This is a genomic window from Marinobacter salexigens (assembly GCF_002806945.1).
Lineage (GTDB): Bacteria > Pseudomonadota > Gammaproteobacteria > Pseudomonadales > Oleiphilaceae > Marinobacter > Marinobacter salexigens.
This window is the reverse complement of the sequence record NZ_NIHC01000005.1, coordinates 158,357-180,160: the sequence shown is the minus strand read 5'-3', so window position 1 is coordinate 180,160 and position 21,804 is coordinate 158,357. Positions and strand designations below refer to the sequence as shown.

Below are 21,804 nucleotides of genomic sequence, written 5' to 3'. Positions count from 1 at the left end.
TATCTCCTTGTTCTTGTTGATTTTGATCTACATCAGCTTAGATGGTCGCAAGATAAAAACCAAACCTCATGGCATAAGCAGAAGGTATAGGGAGACTTTGGGTAACGAAGGTGCTGGGCAAGGAGGTTGATTTAAAAGGTAGACAGCCCGGTGGCTTCCATCAAGCGGTAGCGCCAGTAGCGTAGGCGGGAGTCATCAGCCCAGCGCTCATAAGGCAGGCTCAGTACCGGATCACTGCCGGGGCTTGATTGCCATTGAGTTTCAAAGAAGCCAACGGCTTTCGTAGCTACTTCAGAATCAGCTGGTACGGCGACCCAGGCGTTGGTTTCAAGGTTGAGGTCATCAAGGTTGCGCCGGGTAAAGTTGGCGGAACCCAGAAGAAGTTCGGTGGAGCCTGCTAATGGGCGGAGCATTAACAACTTGCTGTGGCACTGCTCACCAAAGGTGTTGCACCAGCGCACAGGGATGCCGGCTTTGTGAAGTTCCAGGGCAACCTGGCGGTTGGGAATGCCGCTTTTCTGATGTCCGAATGCTTCGTTATTGGCATCGAGAAGCACCCGCACCTTTGCGCCACGATCATGAGCATCGAGTAGAGCAGTAACTATTCCACGGTGAGAGAGATAGAAGAGAGCGAGATCCAGGCGGCTACCGTTCTGGGCCTTAGCAATCATTTCGAGAGCGGTATCACGAATGGCAGATTCTGTTTTGATTGCGACGGAGCCAGTCGCACTATCAACCGCCATCTGTTGAGAGCTCGTCCGACTAATCAGCTCGTCCAGTAACGGATTGGGTTGGGCAGACATAGCCAGAACTGCTTGCTCACTTCTCAGAACATCGGCAACCGCAGGGCCAGTAAAACTAATGGCAATGTTGCTGTGCCGACTACTGCCGTCATGAGGGTTTGCAGATGTTATCAGGGCGCGCAGCTTATCCCCTTCATCTGTTACCAGAACCTTGCGATGGTTTGCTTTGAAGTTGGGCAGGGCAAGGTAGCTGCGAACAGTAACTGGTTGTGTGCCCAGTGCATTTGGCAGCCAGCCGCCTTCAGAATTATTGCCAAACCATTGGCAGCAGATACGCCAGATTGCAGACCACGCAGGGTTGCTGTCGCGAAGTGGTCGCAGGTTGGTTTCTGTTACGGGAATACCAGCCTGGCGAAGTGCCTGAAACCAGGGTGACTCTGAGCCTCCGTAAAGGGTGTTCAGGGGGTCAGAGATAACAATTATCTCCAGTTCTGGCTGTTCTGCTTTTCGGTTGATCAGGGCTTGGGTTAGCTGCTCGGAAAGTCGACGGTGGTCCACGCCTTCAGGGCTGCTGCTGTTGAAGAGAAACATGTCGACCAGAATGAAGGACTGAGCCTGGCCGATGAGGCGCAGGATTTCGTCGAATATCTCGTGGTCGCGGGTTTCTGAGCCATCATTGTGATGATTGGTCGAATCCTTTAGCAGGATTGCGTCATTGAGAGGGTGTGTGTCGCCGTTGTGGCTGATACCGGCAGGCAGGGGTTTGTATGAGTGAAACAAACCCACACCCACCAGCGTCAGAACTACGAATGCGAGCAATACCTTCAATGCCATAAGCAGCCCGGTGTGGATTTAACCTGCGTGGTTGTTTATTACCAGAGTAGAAAAGCGCTCTAGCAGCCCAGAAGCTTCCGGTGCATCTTCAACCGAGTTGATCATGGCTTGTGGGTCAAACCCTTCCTGCTCGAGAGCTGGAGCCTGCACGGTTAGGTAGGCTTTCATCACTGCGCTGGAAAACTCAGGGTGAAACTGCACGCCCCATGCACGCTCGCCAACCCGAAAAGCCTGGTGCGGCTCAAATTCATTGCGGCCCAGCAAAACAGCGCCTGGGGGCAAGCTAAGTACCGACTGCATGTGGGTGAGCTGAGCGTTGAATACACTTGGCATGTCGCGGAACAGGGGGTCATCCTGGGCGCTGGCGATCAGCTCGACCTTTCTGGTTCCACTTTCGCGGCCTTCTGGGTGATAGCCTACTTCGCCACCCAAAGCATGGGCGAGAAGTTGGTGTCCGTAACAGACGCCAAGCATGGGGATGCTCTTATCAACTGCCCGTGACAGCCATTCGGCAGCTCGTTCGCTCCAGGGTTCGCGATCGCTGACCATGGCGGGTGAGCCTGTTATTACAATGCCATCCCAGTCGGCTGGGTTGCTCGGTAGTTCGTCAGCCTGAGCGTTAAATACAGTAACATCGAGATTGGGTGATAACCCGCGAAGGAACCATTGCTCAAAGTCACCAAACTGCGCTTCGATGGACGGGTAGGTGCTACCGGTTTTGAGAATAGCTACTCTTGGCTTTGGCTGGTTCACTTTTCTGGCTGCTCTTCAGGCAGTTCGGCGTTGTGGAATATGTTCTGCACGTCATCCAGTTCGTTCAGCATGTCGCAAAACTTTTCGAACATCGGGATATCGTCGCCTTCTACCGGGGTGGTGGTTTTGGGCAAGAACTGAATGTCATCGACTTCGAATTCGATTCCCTCGAATGCGTCTTCCAAGGCTTGCTTGGCTTTGGCGTATTCAGTGTTCGGAGTGAAAACGGTGATTGCATCGTTCTCATTTTCGATATCGGTCACATCAACATCTGCTTCCATCAGGGCTTCAAGAACCGCATCTTCGTCTTGGTCTTTAAACACAAAAATCGCGCAGTGGTCGAACATGTGAGCGACGGTGCCAGGCGTGCCGATTTTGCTTTTGGTTTTGGTGAAGGCCAGTCGAACATCGCCGAACGTGCGGTTAGGGTTGTCAGTCAGGCAGTCAACGATAACCATGCAATTGCCAGGGCCGTAGCCTTCATAGCGAGCGGTGGAATAGTCTTCACCGGCGCCGCCTTTGGCCTTTTCAATTGCTTTCTCAATAACATGAGTAGGAACCTGGTCTTTCTTTGCGCGCTCAATAAGCCCTCGCAGAGACAGGTTGGCCTGGGGGTCGAGGCCGCCAGATTTGGCCGCCATGTAAATTTCGCGCCCGTACTTGCTATACACCTTGGTTTTGGCCGCCGCCGTTTTGGCCATGGATTCTTTGCGGTTTTGATAGGCTCTGCCCATTTTTTGCGCTGCCTCATATCTTGCTGGTGAAAAGGTTGGATTTTACGCAAGAATAGCAGTTTGGGACAGGCTTATCTGGCTAGCCTGTCCTTCTGAGCACGTCTCAAGTCTCTTAGATGTAATCAACCGGGGCGCGGTAGTTGTCTTGCACCATCAGATCGATACCGCACTCAACATTGCTGACCCAGTTCAGAAAACGATCCACCATTGCGGGCCCCTCAAAACGTTTTCCATGCTGGGGCACGATCATCTCAACGTCCATATCCCGGATCATATTGGCCCAGAGCCGGCATACTTTGTTGGACGCAATGTAGCGCCGGTGGAATCCCATCATATGGGGAATATGTCGATCAAAATCACTCACGGGTAAGTGGTCGTCTTCCGCGCCAATTGACGCTCCAAGATCCCCTGAAAACAGAATTTTCGAGACCGGATCATAAAACTGCAGGTTGCCGACCGAGTGCATGAAGTGGGCGGGCAGGCATTGCAGATAGGAATCACCAAACCGTACGTTGGCGCCGGCATCCGGAATGCTGATGATGCGGTCATAAACACTGCCGCTCAGCTGGTTGGTGACATAACTGGATACCAGGTGAGGGAGGAACCTGGCCCACAGCTTAGATGTCACAATTTTTGCGTTGGTGTGGACAATCCAGCGGTCAATGGCGCCGATGATGTCCGGATCCTGGTGGGATGCAAACACATAATCCATGTCCTTGATGTTCATGAACTTGGAAGCCGCCACCGCAAGCGGCGTGTAGGTCAGGTCACCGCCCGGGTCAATCAGCGCTTCGTGTTTGCCATCCACCAGCAGAAACTGGTTGGACTGGACACCTTCGCCGGTCACCAGGGAATCGAACATCAGGCACTTGTGATGTCCGTTATCAAACAGAACGATTGGCTCGCTTGCCATGTTTATCTCCGCAGAGTGAAGGTCGGCTCTAGCGGCCGAGTGTAGCAATTTGCGCGGAGGGTACAAAATTGATGGATGACAACAATTGCCTTGGGTCAATTATCTGATATCCATCAAGTAACGATTTGTTTCAGCTGTAAAAAGAGCTGGTCAGATCAGGCCGGGAACCTTTCTGATTCCGCGACGTATGGCTCGCTCCAGACCGGCGCTGAACAACTTGCCGGTATAGGGAATTCGGTCTTCAAAGGTGATCCGATAGCGCACGCGGGTATGGCCTTCCGGCGTATCCTCAAAGCGGATCCGACCCAGGTGATTCCGAATTGGGCTCAAGCTGGTAATTGTGTACTCAATCAGCGTATCTGGCTCGAAGCTGGTAACGGTTTCTTCCAGGCCAACAGGGCCTATGCCAACTTTGCGTACAGAACCGAGGCCGTTAGGGTCGGCTTGGCCGCTGTTCTTGATTCGTTTTGCTGGTGCCCCCAGCAGTTTTCCAAAACTCTGATGATCAGCAAATAATGCGAATGCCTTGTTGCGGGGCACAGTAAGCGTTTCGTCAACTTCAAATGTGTGAGTGGCCATTTCGAATGCTCTTCTTGTGTCTTTGCTCGAAGACTAGCGGTTTCCCGCCTACAAAAAAAGACGCTGAAGAGAATGCGGATGGAGCAGGCCTGTCGTGCTTCGCCATTGCGTTGCTAGTGTCTGGGTGTATGCCGGTAGTCCCGTGGCGACTGTCCCATGACTTTTTTGAACAAGCGGGAGAAATAATAGGCATCGTCATAGCCCAGGCGATGGCTTATATCAGTAAAGCTGAGGCTTGTAGTGTCGAGCATCTGACAGGCGCGCTCTATCTTCAGGTGCAGAAAGTGTTGAATGGGAGAGGTTCCGGTCTGCTCCTTGTAGCGTGTGGCGAAATGCGCGGGAGATAACCCGGCAAGATCGGCAAGTTGCTCCAGGGTGATGCGCTCGTCCAGATGCTCATGCATATAGTTGTTGATGGTATCCAGCTCGGATTTTCGTTCATGGCTTGTTTCGTCAATGCTGATGGGAACGGCTGCCAGTAGTTGCCGCAGTCGATTGGCCGCATGAATCAGGCCGCGGGCACGGAAGCCAGTCTGCCGAACGGAGAGCAGGCCGTTAAAATCCACCAGCAGCCTGGGCTGCCGCCCCAGATGGCGAACCGGTGTTGCGCCATCAAGCCCCATGTATTTGTGGAACTCGTTTGCCAGTGGCCCTGTGTAGTGAACCCAGTGAATGGTCCAGGGATTGTCCGGGTCTGCTGTGTAGCGGTGGCTGGCGCCAGCTGGCAGTAGCAGAAGATCTCCCGCTCCCAGGGTGTATGGCACATCTTCCACATTCAGAAACGCTCTGCCTTCCGTGCAGTAAATCAAAAGATTGTCGCGATGATTGTCCCGGTGCATATGATGCCCTGTTGCCCGGCGATAGTGGCCGAAGGCCAGCGGGTAGAGGTCCCGCGTAAGAGGGTGCTGAGACAAAAGCTTAATAATGGGGGCTGGTACCACATAGCGTATGCTGTCTTTGGGGACTGGCCATTGGGAAGTTTGAATCATGATTGTTGCTGCTGCTATCCGCCTTATAATCGAAAGATAGTCCATCAAGGTCGAAATTTAGTCAATCACCAAGTGCTGGTGGGCGTGCTAAGGTCTACCCATACATAGCCAAAGTGATTGCGCTTTTGGCCCGTCTCTCGCACAACAACAAACAGGGATACCGATATGAAAAACGTTCCACTGTACCTTGCTGGTGAATTTGTTCAGAGCCAGACCAACGAATGGATTGATGTAACCAATCCGGCCACTAATGAAGTCATCGCCCGCACGCCATGCGCGACCGATGCAGAAATGCGTAGGGCGATCGACACGGCTGGCGAGATGTTCAAAAGCTGGAAGGAAGTTCCGGTGTCAGAGCGTGCCCGGGTTATGTTGCGTTATCAGGCATTGCTGAAAGAGCATCACGACGAAATTGCTGAAATTCTGTCACAGGAAACCGGCAAGACGTTTGATGACGCCAAAGGCGACGTTTGGCGTGGTATTGAAGTGGTTGAGCACGCTGCCAATATCCCTTCCCTGATGATGGGTGAGACGGTTGAAAACGTAGCACGTTCAGTGGATACCCATTCCTGGATTCAGCCGCTGGGTGTGTGTGCGGGTATTACACCGTTCAACTTCCCTGCAATGATTCCCCTGTGGATGTTCCCCATGGCCATTGCCAGCGGCAATACCTTTATCTTGAAACCTTCCGAGCAGGATCCACTTACGCCCATGCGCCTTGCTGAGCTATTTGAAGAAGCGGGCGCCCCCAAAGGTGTTTTGCAGGTGGTTCATGGTGGCAAAGAACAGGTAGATGTACTGCTGACCGATCCTGCCATCAAGGCCATCTCCTTTGTGGGCTCTGTGCCGGTTGGCCGTTATATCTATGAAACCGGTACCCGTCACATGAAGCGTGTTCAGAGCTTTGCTGGTGCCAAGAACCACATGGTGATCATGCCGGATGCTGATAAGCAGCAGGTGATCAATGCCCTGGTTGGTGCCTCTGTCGGTGCGGCGGGTCAGCGTTGCATGGCTATCTCTGTGGCGGTGTTTGTGGGTGAAGCCCAATCCTGGATTCCGGAATTGAAAGAAGCCATGGCAAAGGTTCGCCCGGGTGCCTGGAACGACTCCGGCGCCAGTTATGGCCCAGTGATTTCTCCCAAGGCCAAGGAGCGTGTTGAGGCGCTGATTGCGACAGGTGAAGCCCAGGGTGCGAATCTACTTCTGGATGGCCGCGGCTGCACGGTAGACGGACTGCCTGATGGTAACTGGGTTGGCCCAACCCTGTTCACCGGCGTGACCACTGAGATGGACATCTATAACGAAGAAATCTTTGGCCCTGTGTTGGCCTGCATGGAAGAGGACAATCTGGAGGACGCCATTGATCTCATCAATAAGAGCCCTTATGGCAACGGTGTGTCTATCTTTACCGGCTCCGGTGGCGCAGCCCGCAAGTTCCAGCATGAAATTGAAGTAGGGCAGGTGGGTGTAAACATCCCCATTCCTGTGCCCCTGCCGTTCTTCTCGTTCACCGGTTGGAAAGGTTCTTTCTATGGTGATCAGCACGCATACGGCAAGCAGGCGGTGCGCTTCTATACTGAGACTAAAACGGTTACCTCCCGTTGGTTCTCCAGTGAGGCAACCTCATCGGAGGCGAACTTCTCTATCCAGTTGCGTTAATTGCTTTGAAGGTGGGTTGGTTTGGGCCGGATTCTGTTTCCGGCCCCTTTTTCCATTCTGAATGACCGAGAATTCCTGATTCTGGAGAGACGCGATGGATTTTAACCTCACTGAAGACCAGTTGGCGTTCCGCGAGGCAGCTCGAGCCTTTGCTGAAAAAGCCATGGCACCCTACGCAGCCCAGTGGGATGACGAGCATATTTTCCCGGTAAGCGTTCTGAAAGAAGCCGGCGAAATGGGCTTTATGGGTATTTATACCCCGGAGGCGCTTGGCGGCATGGGGCTTTCCCGGCTGGATACCTCCGTAATTGTGGAAGAGTTGGCGGCTGCCTGCCCTTCAACGGCTGCCTTTATCACGATTCATAATATGGCGACCTGGATGGTTGCGAGCTTCGCGCCCGATGATCTGAAACAGGAAGTCGTTCCGAAGCTGGCCAGCGGGGAGCTGCTTGCCTCCTACTGCCTCACAGAGCCTGGCGCCGGCTCCGACGCGGCCCGCCTGCGAACTAAAGCGGTTCGGGATGGCGATAGCTACGTGATTAATGGCAGTAAAATGTTTATTTCCGGTGCCGGCGAGACCGATATTCTGGTTTTGATGGCTCGCACCGGCGCGGCGGATTCTGGCGCGAAGGGCATTTCCACATTTGTGATTCCCGCGGATGCGGAAGGTATTTCCTACGGCAAGAACGAAGAGAAAATGGGTTGGCACTCCCAGCCGACGCGCATGATCAGCCTTGAGAATGTTCGTGTTCCCGCAACCAGTCGGATTGGTGAGGAAGGTGATGGCTTCGCCATCGCCATGAAAGGCCTTGATGGTGGTCGCCTCAACATTGCTACCTGTTCCCTGGGTGGTGCGCAGGCCGCGTTGCTCAGAGCTCGCAACTATATGCACGAGCGTGAGCAGTTTGGTAAACCTTTGGCCGCTTTTCAGGCCCTGCAATTCAAATTGGCGGATATGGCGACCAACCTGGTGGCGGCCCGGCAAATGGTTCGCTTGGGTGCGTTCAAGCTGGATTCCGGCGATTCCGAAGCCACATTGCATTGTGCCATGGCTAAACGTTTCGCAACCGATGCCTGCTTTGAAGTGGTGAATGATGCACTGCAGTTGCATGGGGGCTACGGTTATATACGGGAATACCCTCTGGAGCGCTTTTTGCGCGATCTGCGGGTGCACCAGATACTGGAAGGTACCAACGAAATCATGCGTTTGATTGTTGCCCGTCGCCTATTGGATGACGGTGTGGCCGAGGCCATTCAATAAATCGCGAAAATAACAGGAGAAGGATGATGAGCGATCTGATTCAGCTCGAGAAACGCGAACACATTGCAATTCTGACCATCAACAATCCGCCGGCCAATACCTGGACCGTGGGTTCTTTGGCAGCACTGACAAAAATGGTTCATGAGCTCAATGAAGACAAGAATATTTTTGCGCTGGTAGTGACCGGGCAGGGCGAGAAATTCTTCTCCGCCGGTGCCGATCTGAAAACCTTTGCTGATGGCGATAAGGCCCGAGCCAATGAAATGGCTCAACTCTTTGGTCAGGCCTTTGCTGCATTGACCAAATTTCGTGGCGTATCCATTGCTGCGATTAACGGCTACGCCATGGGCGGTGGTCTTGAGTGTGCCTTGGCGTGTGATATCCGCATTGCCGAAGAACACGCTCAAATGGCATTGCCGGAAGCGACGGTCGGTTTGTTGCCATGCGCTGGCGGCACCCAGAACCTGCCTTGGATTGTGGGTGAAGGCTGGGCCAAACGCATGATTCTGTGCGGCGAGCGAGTAAAGGCCGACAAGGCTTTGCAGATTGGCTTGGTTGAAGAAGTTGTGCCTAGTGGAAAAGGCCTGGAAAAGGCTCTGGAATTGGCTGAAATGGCCTGTAAACAGAGCCCATCTTCAGTGGCTCGCTGCAAAACGTTGGTGATGAGTTCTCGCGATGGTCGCAGCCATTCAGACAGCTGGCGAATGGAACGTGAACTGTTTGTAGAGCTGTTCTCAACCGAAGACCAGAAAGAAGGCGTGAATGCCTTCCTGGAAAAACGTAAGCCTGAATGGAAAAACCGTTAAAAGCCGCTAAATACCTGAGGCATATCGGTTTAAGGAATTGTTATGAGTCACCAACAATCTGTAGAAAGTAACCAGCCAATTGTCTTTGAAGAGTGGAAAGCGGCCGACGGTGCAGTAATTGCTGTGGCCAGGTTGAATACGCCAAAAGCCCTCAACGCTCTCTCCCTCGAGATGATTCGGATGTTGGCGCCGCAGCTCAAAAGTTGGGCTGAGGACGATCGGGTTTGTGCCGTATGGATTGAAGCGGAAGGCGACAAGGCATTTTGTGCCGGCGGCGATATCGTCGCGCTTTACCGCAGTATGACCGAACCCCAGAGTGGCAGTGGTGCCAGCGCAGGTGAAACCTTCTTCACGGAAGAATACGAGCTGGACTACCTGATTCACACCTACCCTAAACCGGTGGTGTGCTGGGGGCACGGCATTGTTATGGGTGGTGGCATTGGCATCATGGCCGGCGCTTCACACCGTGTTGTGACAGAAGCCTCAATGCTGGCAATGCCTGAGAGTAGTATCGGCCTCTACCCAGACGTGGCCGCAGGCTGGTTCCTGAATCGCACTCCCGGGCGCACAGGCCTGTTTCTAGGGCTAACCGGCGCCCGCATGAATGCAGCGGATGCCATCTTCGTGGGTCTTGCCGACCGCTTTATCAAACATGAAGAGAAAGCAGCCGTGGTCGCGGATCTGACCGCGCAAAACTGGCAGGGTGAAGATGCGTTTGCTGTTGTGGGTAGTGTGCTGAGAAAACATGAAAATCAAAGTGCTGATGCCTTGCCGGAATCTCAGGTGCGGGCTCACTTCGATGAGATCAACCGTGTAACTGACGCCGACAGCCTGGCCAGCATGGTTGCCCAGATGAAAGAGCTGGCAAGTGGTGATGGCTGGCTGGCCAAATCCACCAAGCCCTTGGCATTTGCCTCGCCAACGTCGCTGGCTTTGTGCTGGCAGCACCTGCAAAACTGCCGTTTGGATAGCCTACGGGAAGTGCTCGATAAGGAGCTCATACTCTCGAAAAACTGCCTGATTAAGGGCGAGTTTGCAGAAGGCGTGCGTGCGCTCTTGATCGACAAGGATAAACAGCCCCGCTGGCGTTACGCTTCGCTGGAAGAAATGGACAGCGAGTGGATTGACAGCTTTTTCCAGAAATAGCCTAACTGGCCGCCTGAGAAAGGGCGGCCAACTCAACCGAATACAAAAACAAGGGGATGATTATGGCAACGATTACCTTTATTGGCCTGGGCAACATGGGCGGCCCTATGGCCAGCAACCTTGTGAAAGCCGGGCACGACGTAACCGTTTTTGATCTGTCTAAAGATGCGGTCGCAACACTGGTTTCAGAGGGAGCAAAAACCGCGGACACGGCTCACGAAGCGGTCAAAGGCGCTGAGTGCGTGATCACCATGTTGCCGGCAGGCAAGCACGTTGAAGCTGTGTATCTGGGTGAAGATGGTTTGCTGGCGGCTCTGCCCGAGGGCACGTTGGTTATTGACTCATCCACCATCTCGCCAGAAACGGCTCGCGGTGTAGCCGAGCAGGCCGAAAGCAAGCGTATTCCATTCCTCGATGCACCCGTTTCTGGCGGTGTGGGCGGTGCCACAGCGGGTACGCTGACCTTCATCTGCGGTGGCGATGAAGAGACCTTTAATAAGGCAAAGCCGATTCTGGAAGCCATGGGCAAGAACATCTTCCACGCGGGTGATCACGGTGCAGGCCAGGTCGCGAAAATCTGCAACAACATGCTGTTGGCTATCTTGATGGCAGGCACCAGTGAGGCACTGGCGCTGGGTGTGAAAAACGGATTGGATCCTGCAGTTCTCTCTGAAGTCATGAAGCAGAGCTCCGGCGGAAACTGGGCGTTGAACGTTTATAACCCCTGGCCAGGGGTGATGGATGGTGTACCCGCGTCCCGTGACTACCAGGGTGGGTTTTTGGTTAACCTGATGAACAAGGATCTTGGTTTGGCCTTCGATAACGCCGTAAAAAATCAGGCTGCTATTCCCATGGGCTCTCTTGCCCGCAACCTGTTTACACTGCATGCAGAGCATGGCAATGGAACACTGGACTTCTCAAGTATCCAGCGTTTTTACAAGCCTGAATAACGCTTGTCGGGGCACGATCTTCCGTGCCCCGCCCCCCCCCTCTGAGTTGATTCTTTCCCGGATCTTCACCTCTATACATTGGTATAAAACTGTTGAGCAAGATAACTATAAGTAGGACAATGAATCCGTTTAATGGTGGATCGGTGGCGAGCAACGCGTAGCCGGTTTGTGATCACGGCTGAAGGCTGCTTTACCTATGCTGACGAACACTTTTGTACTCTATTTGTCGACCGTGTTGATCTGGGGCTCGACGTTTATAGCGATCCCTTTGCAACTGGGTGAAGTGCCGGGCGATGTGTCCATTGCCTATCGGTTTGGGCTGTCTGCACTGGTGCTGATGCTTTGGTGCAGCCTGACTCGGCGCAATATGCGGTTTGGCTTCCGGCAGCACCTCTGGATGGCGGGTCAGGGGCTGATGCTGTTTGGTTTCAATTACATGCTGGTTTATCAAGCGGCTGCAGATATCACCAGTGGATTGATTGCCGTGGTGTTCTCCACAATCATTGTGATGAACATCATCAACGGCGCTCTGTTCTTCGGCAATAGAGTGCCCCGCGCAGTGATTGGCGGCGCGGCGCTTGGGCTTGTGGGAATTATCCTGGTGTTTTTGCCGGAGGTTCGCGCGCTGGACGCCGATGGCGCCACCTTGAGGGCCATTATCCTGAGCTTGGCGGGCACCTTCATCACATCCTTCGGCAACATGATTTCGGCTCGCAACCAGTCATCGAAACTGCCAGTCATGCAAACCAACGCCTATAGCATGGCTTACGGCGCTCTTTTGCTGGCGCTCATTGCGTGGGGTAGGGGTGAGGCATTCGTTTTCGAAGCAACCTGGAGCTACACCGGCTCGTTGGTCTACCTGGCTTTGATTGGCTCAGTCCTCGGTTTTGGCAGTTTCCTTACATTGCTCGGGCGGATAGGGCCTGAACGTGCAGCCTACTGCATGGTGCTTTTCCCAATCGTCGCGCTTGCGCTCTCAACAGTATTCGAGAGTTACATCTGGACAATTGAGGCAGTAGCCGGCGTATCCCTGGTGCTTGCGGGTAACCTGTTGGTCATTTTGCCCAAAGAAAAGCTGCAACGGGTCTGGCGAATGTTCCGGCCAGTAGCTGCCAGCCCCGCTGAGTAGGTGTGTTGCGGAAGTAGTGATTGGTACGAGGTATGAGTGGCGTAGCGTTACGTCTATAATGGCCGCCCTGAATGGCGCGCACTCTATGGTCCAGGCGCGCCGAAATCTCTAAACCGAGTACCCTCGCAATGGAAATCAACGTCAATTATCTCGACAACCTCCGAGTTGAAGCCAAGTTTGATGACTTCTCGGTGATTGCCGACCAGCCCGTTCGCTATAAAGGCGATGGCTCGGCACCTGGCCCTTTTGACTACTTTCTGGCTTCATCCGCCCTGTGCGCCGCTTATTTTGTGAAGGTGTACTGTCTGGCGAGGGATATTCCAACCGATAACATCCGCCTTTCCCAGAACAACATTGTTGATCCGGAAAACCGCTACAAACAAATCTTCAAGATTCAGGTTGAGCTGCCCGACGATCTGCCCGAGAAGCATCGCCAGGGCATTGTGCGGTCGATTGATCGCTGCACGGTCAAAAAAGTGGTGCAAACCGGTCCTGACTTTCAGATTGAAATCGTTGATAACCTCGATGAAGACGCCCAGGCGCTGCTGACGATCAAGCCAGAAGGGGGTGAGGACACCTACATCGAAGGTAAAGACCTGCCGCTGGAGCAAACCATTGCCAACATGAGCGGCATACTGGCCGACCTGGGCATGAAGATAGAGATTGCCTCCTGGCGCAATATTGTTCCTCACGTTTGGTCGTTGCACATGCGGGATGCGGCTTCGCCAATGTGCTTTACCAACGGCAAGGGCTCTACTAAAGAAAGTGCATTGTGCTCGGCTCTGGGGGAGTTTGTTGAGCGCTTGAACTGCAACTTCTTCTACAACGATCAATTTTTTGGTGAGGAAATCGCCAACAGCGAATTTGTACATTACCCGAGAGAGCGCTGGTTCAAGCCTGGTCCCAATGACGAATTGCCGGAAGGCATTCTGGACGCTCATTGCCTGGCCATTTATAACCCGGATGGCGAGCTGCATGGCTCCAATCTGATCGACACCAACTCCGGCCGTGTGGATCGGGGAATATGTGCGCTGCCCTACGTGCGTCACTCCGACGGTGTGCCCGTTTACTTCCCGACTAACCTCATTGAAAACCTGTTTTTGAGCAACGGTATGAGCGCAGGGAACACTCTGGCAGAGGCTCAGGTGCAGTGCTTGTCGGAAATTCTGGAGCGGGCAGTAAAGAAGCAGATCATTCAGGAAGAAATCGCCCTGCCCGATGTGCCTATGCATGTTTTGGAAAAGTACCCGAATATTCTTGAAGGGGTGCGGGCGCTGGAAGCACAGGGCTTCCCCATACTGGTAAAAGACGCCTCTCTTGGCGGCCAGTTTCCGGTAGCGAACGTTACCCTGATGAACCCGAAAACCGGCGGGGTGTTTGCCTCTTTCGGCGCCCATCCAAACATGGAAGTCGCTCTGGAGCGCAGCCTTACCGAATTGATGCAAGGCCGCAGTTTTGAGGGGCTCAATGATTTTCTTCCGCCCACATTTAATAGCCTGGCCATCACCGAGCCCAACAATTACGTGGAACACTTTATTGATTCCAGCGGCGTGATGTCCTGGCGTTTCTTCAGTGCCAAGGCGGATATAGATTTTCAGGAGTGGGACTTCACTGGCACCACTGAAGAAGAGGCCGCTACACTGTTCGGAATCATTGAAGACATGGGCCACGAAGTATACACCGCGATTTACGACGATCTCGGCGCCCCGGTTTGTCGCATGCTGGTGCCGGGCTATTCCGAGGTGTATCAGGTAGAAGATCTGATCTGGGATAACACCAATCGGGCTTTGGATTATCGTGAAGATATTCTTAATCTCCACATCCTGAGTGATGAGCAGCTAGCTGCCCTGGTAGAGCGCCTGGACGATAGCCAGATAGACGATTACACAGACATCATCACCCTGATCGGCATTGAGTTTGATGAAAACACCGTGTGGGGCCAGCTCACCATTCTGGAGTTGAAACTGCTGATCAACCTGGCGCTCAAGCAATACGAAGATGCCCTGGAACGGGTGGAAATGTTCTTGCAGTTCAATGACAACACAGTAGAGCGCGGCCTGTTCTACCAGGCCATGTGCGCAGCGCTGGAAGCCACTCTGGACGAAGAGCTGGAGTTGAGTGACTACCTGTTTAACTTCCGGCGGATGTTCGGGGATGAGGTGATGGACGCCGTAACCGGTTCTCTCGATGGCAGCGTGCGCTTCTACGGCCTGACGCCTACCAACATGCAACTGGAAGGGTTGGACAGACATCTGCGCTTGATCGACAGCTACAAGAAGCTGCACGCAGCGCGTGCCGCTAAGGCTTGAGGTATTTTTGTTGAAGCATGCCCCGCTTTGATTAAATAAAGCGCCCGGCAGAACCAATAGCGACCACAATCAGCCCCAAGATCAGGTTGATGCCAACAAGCTGGCGAATCTTGCCAACCTGGCGCCCGCCTTCTTGCGGGTTGCTCGCTGCAACAGCCTGCTTCAAACGGCGAAACGGGGCGAAGTAGAGGTGGAAAAATATGGCCATCATGATCAGCCCCATTAGCTGCATGGTGTGGATGTGCCAGCCAGCCCCGGCCATCCCGCCAAACACCTTGAAGATCATCCAATACCCGGTGATCAGCAAGAGCGCGATTGCCAGCCACACCCAGCGGAAGAATCGGGTTAGCGTTTGATACCAAAGCTTCCCGCGCTGCCCGGCCTCGATAACTTCAACCACCGCTGGGCGCATTGCCATATAAGCGAAAAACATACCGCCAACCCAGGTAACCGCCGATAACACATGTAATGCAATAGCCAGCGCCATAAAAAGCCTCTTGGATAGTCGTTGTATTACTAATCGCAAAAGAATCTTTGCTTTAGCCTGCTTCGCAAACCCCTGATCATGGCATTGGTCGATAACACATGCCAGAATCTGCCCCTTGATAAATAATGGGTATTTGCTCGTGGTTGCGCCATGAGTGTCCCACAAATAGTTGATTAAACGAAACAGGGTAGAAAGACATGCCAGATCAGATAAGGGTGGCCATCGCCGGTTACGGAAACCTGGGGCGCGGTGTTGAATCAGCACTGGCGCAAAATCCCGACATGCGCCTGGTAAGTGTGTTCAGCCGCCGTGATCCGGCCAGCGTAACCTTGCTGGACAGCAGCGTGCCGGTTTACCCCATGGCCGATATTGAGCAGTACCAGAACGACGTGGATGTAATGATCCTTTGCGGTGGCTCAAAAACCGACCTGCCGGAGCAGGGGCCCTATTTGGCACAGTTCTTTAATACTGTCGACAGCTTCGACACCCACGCCAAAGTTAATGAGTACCACGCGGCATTGGATGAGCCTGCGCGCAAAGCCGGCAAGCTTGCGCTGATGTCAGTGGGTTGGGACCCCGGCCTGTTTTCACTGAACCGTCTGTTTGGTGAAACTATTTTGCCGGAAGGAGAAACTTATACCTTCTGGGGCAAAGGTTTGAGCCAGGGTCACTCGGACGCAGTGCGCCGTGTTGAGGGTGTTAAAAAAGGCGTGCAGTACACCTTGCCCTCACAGGAGGCTATTGCCCGAGTGCGCAATGGTGAGCAGCCAGAACTGAGCACCCGTGAAAAGCATGTGCGGGAATGCTTCATTGTTCTGGAAGATGGTGCCGATGAAGGCACAGTACGCAACAGCATTGTCACCATGCCGGACTATTTCGAGCCCTTCGACACCACGGTTAACTTTATTGACGAAGCCACCTTCGCGGCCGAGCACAGCGCCATGCCCCATGGCGGGTTTGTGATTCGAAGCGGTGATACGGGCACACAAAGCAAACAAACCATCGAATATTCGCTCGCCCTTGGCAGCAACCCGGAGTTCACCGCCAGTGTTTTGGTAGCCTACACACGCGCGGTTCATAAAATGGCTCTTGCTGGCGAAACCGGCGCCCGGTCTGTATTTGATGTGGCTCCGGGCTTACTTTCGCCCAAGAGCCCATCGCAGCTTCGCAAAGACCTGTTGTAAGATTTAAGGGCTGCCTGCGGGCGGCCCTTTTCCTCGTTTTCCGGATAAAGCTCTATGAACTCGCCCCTTGTAACAACGCAATGGCTTGCAGAAAACCTCGGCCGAGCTGATCTGATTCTGCTGGATGCCAGCATGGCTAAGGTAATCGGAAGAGAGCCCATTGAGTACGATCAGCCAGTCTTTATACCGAGTGCCATGCCATTCGATCTGGAACAGGATTTTTGTGATCTCAGTTCTCCTTTGCCCCATGCCTTTCCTTGCGCTGAGCAGTTCACATCGGCGGCTCGAAAGCTGGGTATAGAAGCTGACAGTTTGGTCGTTATTTATGACAACCAAGGCATCTACTCCGCGCCGAGGGCTTGGTGGATGTTGAAGTCCATGGGCCTCGAGCGTGCCTTTGTTCTGGATGGTGGCTTGCCAAAGTGGCTGGAGGAAGGTCGAGAAACAGCATCCAGCCTGGCGCAGGCAACAGCAGAGGAAGGCAGTATCTGTGGTGAGTTTGCTGCAGACACAGTGTGCGATTCCCGGCATGTGCTGGCATCCCTGGAATCAGACCTGATTACCCTTGTGGATGCTCGTTCCGCTGAACGGTTTTACGGCCGGGCAGCTGAGCCAAGAGCAGGCGTTCGCAGTGGCCATATTCCGGGTTCACAAAATCTGCCATTCGCCCAAGTTCTTGACGACCCTGTATTTAAGTCTAAAGAAGAATTGAAGGCGATCTTTGCCGACCTCGTACCGCCTGGCAGGAAGCAGATTCTGTTTTCCTGCGGCTCTGGAGTGACTGCCTGCATTCTGTTGATGGCGGCTGTTATAGCGGGCTACAGCGATACCGTTTTGTACGACGGCTCCTGGGCTGACTGGGGAAGCCAGCCGTCTTTACCGGTAGCAACGTCTGAGTGAGTGATGTCAGCTGTGCAAATTGCCGGGCATGCTGTTGCCGGTTGGAAGTGATGCTGATTTCCGAAACCGGTGTGCCTGAGAGGTTTATCGAAACGGATTCGTGGGGCGGCCAGACCATGGCGCGACTGGAAGATGGCTGGTGCGCCGCTCTGGATCGCGACACCATGCTGTGTTCGATATACGAGAAACGCCCGTTTATTTGCCGGCAGTTCGAAATGGGCGGCTATGAATGCCTGGAAGAACGGGGCGCCAACGAGATCATTCCGTAAGGCCTCAGCTTTTTGTGTCTGGTTGAGGTTCCTTGTCCTGAGCGACTCTTACCCGGATTCTGTTAGTCCCCACACGAGATTCATCCAGGTGCGCTTTGGCCATCTTGGCCTGTTTTGCGTGGGGCATTTCAACAAAACCGAAGCCTTTGGATTTTCCGGTTTCTTTATCCAGAACCAGCGTGCACTCAGTAACAGTGCCATGAGCTTCAAACAACTCCTGAATTTCCTGTTCTGTGGTAGTGCGTGCGAGATTACGAACTAAAAGTTTCATGACGGGCCATTTGAAAAAGTAAGTATGAATATAGTGCTTTTAGGGGACAGCGTAGGCCAGTAGGGAGATACGTTAAAAACCAGGCCGCGAGCCGTAGAACCCAGTATAGCCTTTAATAATCACTAGCGGATAATGGCGCTCCTGATTATTCGTTCGTTTTTTGGGGTTTGTGACTATGTATTATGCGTTTCCGCTATTGGCAGTCATTTTCTGGGCGGGCAACACCGTAGTTAACAAGCTGGCTGTGGGTGTTATCTTTCCGGCGGAAATTGGTTTTTATCGGTGGTTGTTCGCCGCCGTCATACTCACGCCCGTATTGCTGAAGCCCACATTGCGCTCCTGGCCAATAGTGAAGGCTAACCTGGGCAAGATTTTTGTGTTGGGTGTGCTTGGTATGGCGATTTACCAAAGCCTGGCTTATTTTGCTGCGCCGAAAACTTCAGCAACGAACATGGGCATTGTACTGGCGCTCATGCCTGTGATGTCTCTTATTTTAGCCATTTTGGCATTGGGCCACCGCCTTACAGTTGGAGCTGTAGTCGGATCACTGTTTTCTTTTTTTGGCGTACTGATTGTTATCACCTCGGGGGATTTGACAGCGATAGCCCAGCAGGGGATCAATGCTGGTGACGGCATGATGTTGGTAGCCGTGGCTGCCTACGCCATATACAGCACATTACTGAAAAAATGGCAGATACCCCTGCCTGCAATGCAGTTGTTGTATGCACAGGTACTGGTGGCTGTAGTGGTTCTGTTCCCGCTGTTTGCTGTACTGCCACAAACCGGACTGAACAGCGAAAACTTGCCACTGGTGCTGTTTGCCTGTGTATTTGCGTCTATTGGTGCCCCCTTGGCGTGGATGACTGGCATCAAGCACCTGGGGCCCAGCCGGACTTCTGTATTCTTTAACCTCATCCCCATTTTGACGGCACTGATAGCCTCGGTGATGCTGAGCGAAACATTGGGTGTGCATCACTTTATCGGCGGGGGGCTGACTTTGTTCGGTGTGCTCTTGTCTGAGTGGTGGACGCGACCTTTCCGTGTGAAGGCTCAGACGAAAGGCGCTGTCTAATTCATTGCCAGTATAGAACTGGTGCTCTTTTGCAACAGTGAGCGTTTGATTAACCGCGGCTTTTGCGACAGAATCCACGCCCGGACTTATTCAGAACCATACCTTCAAGGATTGAAGATATGCCCCAGGCAAGCGGACTGCAGTTTACCGCCCGTGTTGGCGAACTCCCCTCTGATTTATTTTCCGTTGTCGGCTTTACGCTGACCGAACGGCTATCCGAACTGTTCCATGGCCGCCTTGAACTGGCCAGCACTGACTCGGATATTGATGCATCTGAAGTTTTGGAGCAGCCAGTCGATCTGGTGGTGTGGCAAGATGGCATGCCCCTTCGCCGTTTCACCGGCGTAGCCAACGAATTTGCCCGAGGCGATTCCGGCCACCGTCGCACTCGCTACGAGGTTGTTATCCAGCCGCCTGTGTGGCGTTTAGGGCTGATGCACAACAGCCGCATCTTCCAGACCCAAACCACCGACACCATTGTGCGTACCCTGCTGGAAGAGCGGGGCATCGTAGATTCCGTGTTTGACCTCAAACGCACCCCCCAGGAACGGGAATACTGCGTACAGCACCGTGAAAGCGACCTGGCCTTTATCGAGCGCCTGGCCGCCGAGGAAGGCTGGCACTACCGCTACCAGCACGGCAGCGTGGACGGAGGCGAGCAACCCGGCCTGATTTTTGCCGACCACCACGGCGATGCGCCAAGACTGGAAGCCGCTGAATACAACGGCAAGGCCGGCGGAAGCACCAAACAGCCTGCGGTGTTCCGCTTCCGCTATGAAGAGCGTGTTCGAGCTGCCTCCGTCGTTACCAAAGACTATACCTTCAGAAATCCGGCCTACGCCCTGATGCACGAACACAGTGCCGCCAGTGCCAACCAACGGCAGGATTACCAGCACTTTGATTACCCAGGCCGTTTCAAAGCCGATGCCAGCGGCCAGCCCTTTACCGAAGCGCGGCTGGATGCCCTCAGAAGCGACGCCAGCACCGCCACCGGTGAGAGCAACCGCGCAGACTTCACCTGCGGTGCCAAAACCGAACTTACCGAGCACGACAACCCCAAACTGAACCGGGACTGGCTGCTTACCGCGGTTACCCACACCGGCAAACAGCCCCAGGCTTTGGAAGAAGAGGGTGGTTCTGAACCCACCAGCTACCACAACACCTTCAGCGCTAAACCCGCCGACAAAACCTGGCGGCCAAACATCACCCACCGCCCACTCATGGACGGCCCGCAAATCGCTATAGTGACCGGCCCCGAAGGGGAAGAAATTCACTGCGATGAATTTGGCCGGGTAAAGGTAAGGTTTCCTTGGGATCGCTATTCTGAGAATAACGAACACAGCAGCGCCTGGTTGCGCGTAAGCCAAGGCTGGGCAGGCGGCCAATACGGTTTTATGGCCCTGCCGAGAATTGGCAACGAAGTCATCGTCTCCTTCCTGGATGGCGACCCGGATCAGCCCATCATCACCGGCCGCACGTATCATGCAACGAACACACCGCCCTACACGCTGCCGGAACACAAAACCCGCACCACCCTGAAAACCCAGACTCATAAGGGTGAAGGCAGCAACGAACTGCGGTTTGAGGACGAGGCTGATAAAGAGCAAATCTACATCCACGCCCAGAAAGATCTGGATTTGCTCACGGAGAACAACCGCACCGAAGTCATTAAAAACGACAGCCACCTGACCGTCGAAAACGATCGCTTCAGCCACGTAAAAGGCAGCAAACATCAAACCATCAACGGCGAAAAACGTGAACAAACCGGCAAAGACCACAGCTTCAGCGTAACCGGCTCCTTGCACCTGAAAGCGGGCACCGCCTGGCTCAGTGACTCCGGCACAGAACTGCACATTAAAGCCGGGCAGAAAGCGGTGATCGAAGCAGGTGCCGAGATCACCCTCAAAGCGGGTGGCAGCTTTTTGAAGATCGATCCCAGTGGTGTGGCTATCGGTGGGGCATCTATAAAAATGAACGCTGGCGGTGCTGCGGGTAAGGGGAGTGGGCAGAAGGCTGAGGTGGCGGGGTTGCCGGGGGTGGTGACGGCTGCAGGTGCAGTCGTTGCCCCCGTAGCATTGGCAGAAACCAATCAACGAGTGGACGCTGAGCCCAAGGCCATAGTGGCTCACCGGTTGAAGCAGGCGCGGATGCAAGGAACCGGTATTGTTGAGCAGTGCCAACAGCAGCCTGATGGTAGCTGCCCACTGGGTAATTGTCCGTGTGGTAAAAATCAGGCTGTAAGAGCATAAGCGAGGGCAGCGTGGCATTGGATAAATTAACGAGCAACACGATCAGATACCTAGTTTTGGAATCTGGCGAGAGAACTCTAATCACAAGGATGCTTTATGAGCACGCAGAGAATCCGGAGTGGGTTTACCTGTTTGCCGATACAGAGTGGCAACTCTATTTGGCAGAAAGCCCGGTTATCCTGAAAGCTGCTCAGCAAAGCTCCGAGTACCAGTGGGCTTTGGCAGGTTTGAAGAATGGCCAGTTAAACGGCCTTATTCTGGAGTCGGAGGGTAGCTTTGAGTCGATAACCAAGTGGTTAAGAACACGACTGAAGGTGCGTTTTGATGGCCAGCGCCAAGGACTTTTACGATTTTACGATCCACAAATCTGGCACCAGCTGGCCCCCACCTCAAAACCCGGGGTGGATGTGGTTGAGCGTGTAATCTACTGGTTTGGAGAGCCTGAAGGTAAGCGATGGCATACCACGGAATGGCCTGATCCGCTTACCATGCTCCCAATGCCGACTCTGAGTGAGACTCAGTGGCAGGCATTGAACTCCGCCAATCTTTGAATGTGAATTTACCGGT

General features: G+C 53.7%; 21 protein-coding genes. 13 read left to right on the top strand and 8 right to left on the bottom strand.

All coding sequences use genetic code 11. The features are described 5' to 3' along the window. Positions 1-131: 131 nt before the first annotated feature. The 6 genes from CDH47_RS11000 to CDH47_RS10975 form a co-directional block, all read right to left on the bottom strand. Positions 132-1,577 (bottom strand): phospholipase D family protein, encoded by a 1,446-nt coding sequence (locus tag CDH47_RS11000; protein ID WP_100639947.1) that lies wholly within the window; start codon positions 1,575-1,577, stop codon positions 132-134. A gap of 18 nt (positions 1,578-1,595) precedes the next feature. Next, a complete protein-coding gene (locus CDH47_RS10995) occupies positions 1,596-2,330 on the bottom strand; it encodes a glutamine amidotransferase (protein WP_100639946.1) in 735 nt (244 codons plus the stop codon). Continuing rightward, positions 2,327-3,064, bottom strand: coding sequence for a YebC/PmpR family DNA-binding transcriptional regulator (locus CDH47_RS10990; RefSeq protein ID WP_100639945.1), 738 nt, complete (start codon positions 3,062-3,064; stop codon positions 2,327-2,329). The genes CDH47_RS10995 and CDH47_RS10990 overlap by 4 nt, the downstream gene beginning before the upstream one ends. Positions 3,065-3,176: 112 nt before the next feature. Beyond that, positions 3,177-3,977: an oxygen-binding di-iron domain-containing protein gene (locus CDH47_RS10985; RefSeq protein WP_100639944.1), complete on the bottom strand. Its 801-nt coding sequence runs from the start codon at positions 3,975-3,977 to the stop codon at positions 3,177-3,179. Between the two features lie 150 nt (positions 3,978-4,127). Further along, positions 4,128-4,556, bottom strand: coding sequence for an SRPBCC family protein (locus tag CDH47_RS10980; RefSeq protein WP_100639943.1), 429 nt, complete (start codon positions 4,554-4,556; stop codon positions 4,128-4,130). A gap of 113 nt (positions 4,557-4,669) precedes the next feature. Continuing rightward, a complete protein-coding gene (locus tag CDH47_RS10975) occupies positions 4,670-5,545 on the bottom strand; it encodes an AraC family transcriptional regulator (protein ID WP_100639942.1) in 876 nt (291 codons plus the stop codon). A gap of 165 nt (positions 5,546-5,710) precedes the next feature. Between CDH47_RS10975 and CDH47_RS10970 the strand changes: the two genes are divergently transcribed. The 7 genes from CDH47_RS10970 (at position 5,711) to CDH47_RS10940 (ending at position 14,805) form a co-directional block, all read left to right on the top strand. Beyond that, the gene (locus CDH47_RS10970; protein WP_100639941.1) at positions 5,711-7,204 is read left to right on the top strand and encodes a CoA-acylating methylmalonate-semialdehyde dehydrogenase; all 1,494 of its coding nucleotides are present in this window, start codon (positions 5,711-5,713) and stop codon (positions 7,202-7,204) included. Positions 7,205-7,298: 94 nt separating this feature from the next. After that, complete coding sequence (locus tag CDH47_RS10965) at positions 7,299-8,465, top strand: acyl-CoA dehydrogenase family protein (protein WP_100639940.1); 1,167 nt, start codon at positions 7,299-7,301, stop codon at positions 8,463-8,465. Between the two features lie 26 nt (positions 8,466-8,491). After that, positions 8,492-9,271, top strand: a complete 780-nt coding sequence (locus CDH47_RS10960) for an enoyl-CoA hydratase (RefSeq protein ID WP_100639939.1) — start codon at positions 8,492-8,494, stop codon at positions 9,269-9,271. A gap of 42 nt (positions 9,272-9,313) precedes the next feature. After that, on the top strand, positions 9,314-10,417 hold the full coding sequence (locus tag CDH47_RS10955) for an enoyl-CoA hydratase/isomerase family protein (protein WP_100639938.1): 1,104 nt from the start codon (positions 9,314-9,316) through the stop codon (positions 10,415-10,417). Positions 10,418-10,479: 62 nt separating this feature from the next. Then, a complete protein-coding gene (gene mmsB, locus CDH47_RS10950; protein WP_100639937.1) occupies positions 10,480-11,367 on the top strand; it encodes a 3-hydroxyisobutyrate dehydrogenase in 888 nt (295 codons plus the stop codon). 196 nt (positions 11,368-11,563) lie between these two features. Next, positions 11,564-12,496, top strand: a complete 933-nt coding sequence (locus CDH47_RS10945) for a DMT family transporter (RefSeq protein ID WP_100639936.1) — start codon at positions 11,564-11,566, stop codon at positions 12,494-12,496. A 128-nt stretch (positions 12,497-12,624) separates the two neighbouring features. Then, positions 12,625-14,805, top strand: coding sequence for an OsmC domain/YcaO domain-containing protein (locus CDH47_RS10940; RefSeq protein ID WP_100639935.1), 2,181 nt, complete (start codon positions 12,625-12,627; stop codon positions 14,803-14,805). A 31-nt stretch (positions 14,806-14,836) separates the two neighbouring features. Here CDH47_RS10940 and CDH47_RS10935 read toward each other — a convergent pair whose 3' ends face one another. Continuing rightward, the gene (locus tag CDH47_RS10935; RefSeq protein ID WP_100639934.1) at positions 14,837-15,292 is read right to left on the bottom strand and encodes a CopD family protein; all 456 of its coding nucleotides are present in this window, start codon (positions 15,290-15,292) and stop codon (positions 14,837-14,839) included. A gap of 197 nt (positions 15,293-15,489) precedes the next feature. Between CDH47_RS10935 and CDH47_RS10930 the strand changes: the two genes are divergently transcribed. Genes CDH47_RS10930 through CDH47_RS10920 form a run of 3 tightly spaced genes read left to right on the top strand, consistent with a single transcriptional unit; the run spans position 15,490 to position 17,645 of the window. Next, a complete protein-coding gene (locus tag CDH47_RS10930; protein ID WP_100639933.1) occupies positions 15,490-16,476 on the top strand; it encodes a diaminopimelate dehydrogenase in 987 nt (328 codons plus the stop codon). 54 nt (positions 16,477-16,530) lie between these two features. Further along, entirely contained in the window at positions 16,531-17,376 is an 846-nt protein-coding gene (locus CDH47_RS10925) for a sulfurtransferase (RefSeq protein ID WP_100639932.1), read from the top strand. After that, positions 17,373-17,645 carry a YkgJ family cysteine cluster protein gene (locus tag CDH47_RS10920; RefSeq protein ID WP_239985730.1) on the top strand — a complete coding sequence of 91 codons (273 nt, stop codon included), beginning with the start codon at positions 17,373-17,375 and terminating at the stop codon, positions 17,643-17,645. The genes CDH47_RS10925 and CDH47_RS10920 overlap by 4 nt, the downstream gene beginning before the upstream one ends. Positions 17,646-17,649: 4 nt before the next feature. Here the strand turns inward: CDH47_RS10920 and CDH47_RS10915 are convergent, their stop codons facing one another. After that, positions 17,650-17,916 (bottom strand): RNA recognition motif domain-containing protein, encoded by a 267-nt coding sequence (locus tag CDH47_RS10915; protein WP_100639930.1) that lies wholly within the window; start codon positions 17,914-17,916, stop codon positions 17,650-17,652. A 175-nt stretch (positions 17,917-18,091) separates the two neighbouring features. Here CDH47_RS10915 and CDH47_RS10910 point away from each other — a divergent pair, with 175 nt between their 5' ends. The 3 genes from CDH47_RS10910 (at position 18,092) to CDH47_RS10900 (ending at position 21,788) form a co-directional block, all read left to right on the top strand. Further along, a complete protein-coding gene (locus tag CDH47_RS10910; protein ID WP_100639929.1) occupies positions 18,092-18,988 on the top strand; it encodes a DMT family transporter in 897 nt (298 codons plus the stop codon). Positions 18,989-19,107: 119 nt separating this feature from the next. Beyond that, on the top strand, positions 19,108-21,237 hold the full coding sequence (locus CDH47_RS10905; RefSeq protein WP_100639928.1) for a type VI secretion system Vgr family protein: 2,130 nt from the start codon (positions 19,108-19,110) through the stop codon (positions 21,235-21,237). Between the two features lie 11 nt (positions 21,238-21,248). After that, positions 21,249-21,788, top strand: coding sequence for a DUF4123 domain-containing protein (locus tag CDH47_RS10900; protein ID WP_100639927.1), 540 nt, complete (start codon positions 21,249-21,251; stop codon positions 21,786-21,788). Positions 21,789-21,804 lie beyond the last annotated feature (16 nt).

Coding starts and splice junctions, on each gene's coding strand:
- CDH47_RS10955 (WP_100639938.1), top strand. CDS start 9,314: ATGAGTCACCAACAATCTGTAGAAAGTAACCAGCCAATTGTCTTTGAA.
- CDH47_RS10930 (WP_100639933.1), top strand. CDS start 15,490: ATGCCAGATCAGATAAGGGTGGCCATCGCCGGTTACGGAAACCTGGGG.
- mmsB (WP_100639937.1), top strand. CDS start 10,480: ATGGCAACGATTACCTTTATTGGCCTGGGCAACATGGGCGGCCCTATG.
- CDH47_RS10905 (WP_100639928.1), top strand. CDS start 19,108: ATGCCCCAGGCAAGCGGACTGCAGTTTACCGCCCGTGTTGGCGAACTC.
- CDH47_RS10980 (WP_100639943.1), bottom strand. CDS start 4,556: ATGGCCACTCACACATTTGAAGTTGACGAAACGCTTACTGTGCCCCGC.
- CDH47_RS10945 (WP_100639936.1), top strand. CDS start 11,564: ATGCTGACGAACACTTTTGTACTCTATTTGTCGACCGTGTTGATCTGG.
- CDH47_RS10970 (WP_100639941.1), top strand. CDS start 5,711: ATGAAAAACGTTCCACTGTACCTTGCTGGTGAATTTGTTCAGAGCCAG.
- CDH47_RS10960 (WP_100639939.1), top strand. CDS start 8,492: ATGAGCGATCTGATTCAGCTCGAGAAACGCGAACACATTGCAATTCTG.
- CDH47_RS10985 (WP_100639944.1), bottom strand. CDS start 3,977: ATGGCAAGCGAGCCAATCGTTCTGTTTGATAACGGACATCACAAGTGC.
- CDH47_RS10910 (WP_100639929.1), top strand. CDS start 18,092: ATGTATTATGCGTTTCCGCTATTGGCAGTCATTTTCTGGGCGGGCAAC.
- CDH47_RS10915 (WP_100639930.1), bottom strand. CDS start 17,916: ATGAAACTTTTAGTTCGTAATCTCGCACGCACTACCACAGAACAGGAA.
- CDH47_RS10935 (WP_100639934.1), bottom strand. CDS start 15,292: ATGGCGCTGGCTATTGCATTACATGTGTTATCGGCGGTTACCTGGGTT.
- CDH47_RS10990 (WP_100639945.1), bottom strand. CDS start 3,064: ATGGGCAGAGCCTATCAAAACCGCAAAGAATCCATGGCCAAAACGGCG.
- CDH47_RS10975 (WP_100639942.1), bottom strand. CDS start 5,545: ATGATTCAAACTTCCCAATGGCCAGTCCCCAAAGACAGCATACGCTAT.
- CDH47_RS10925 (WP_100639932.1), top strand. CDS start 16,531: ATGAACTCGCCCCTTGTAACAACGCAATGGCTTGCAGAAAACCTCGGC.
- CDH47_RS11000 (WP_100639947.1), bottom strand. CDS start 1,577: ATGGCATTGAAGGTATTGCTCGCATTCGTAGTTCTGACGCTGGTGGGT.
- CDH47_RS10940 (WP_100639935.1), top strand. CDS start 12,625: ATGGAAATCAACGTCAATTATCTCGACAACCTCCGAGTTGAAGCCAAG.
- CDH47_RS10965 (WP_100639940.1), top strand. CDS start 7,299: ATGGATTTTAACCTCACTGAAGACCAGTTGGCGTTCCGCGAGGCAGCT.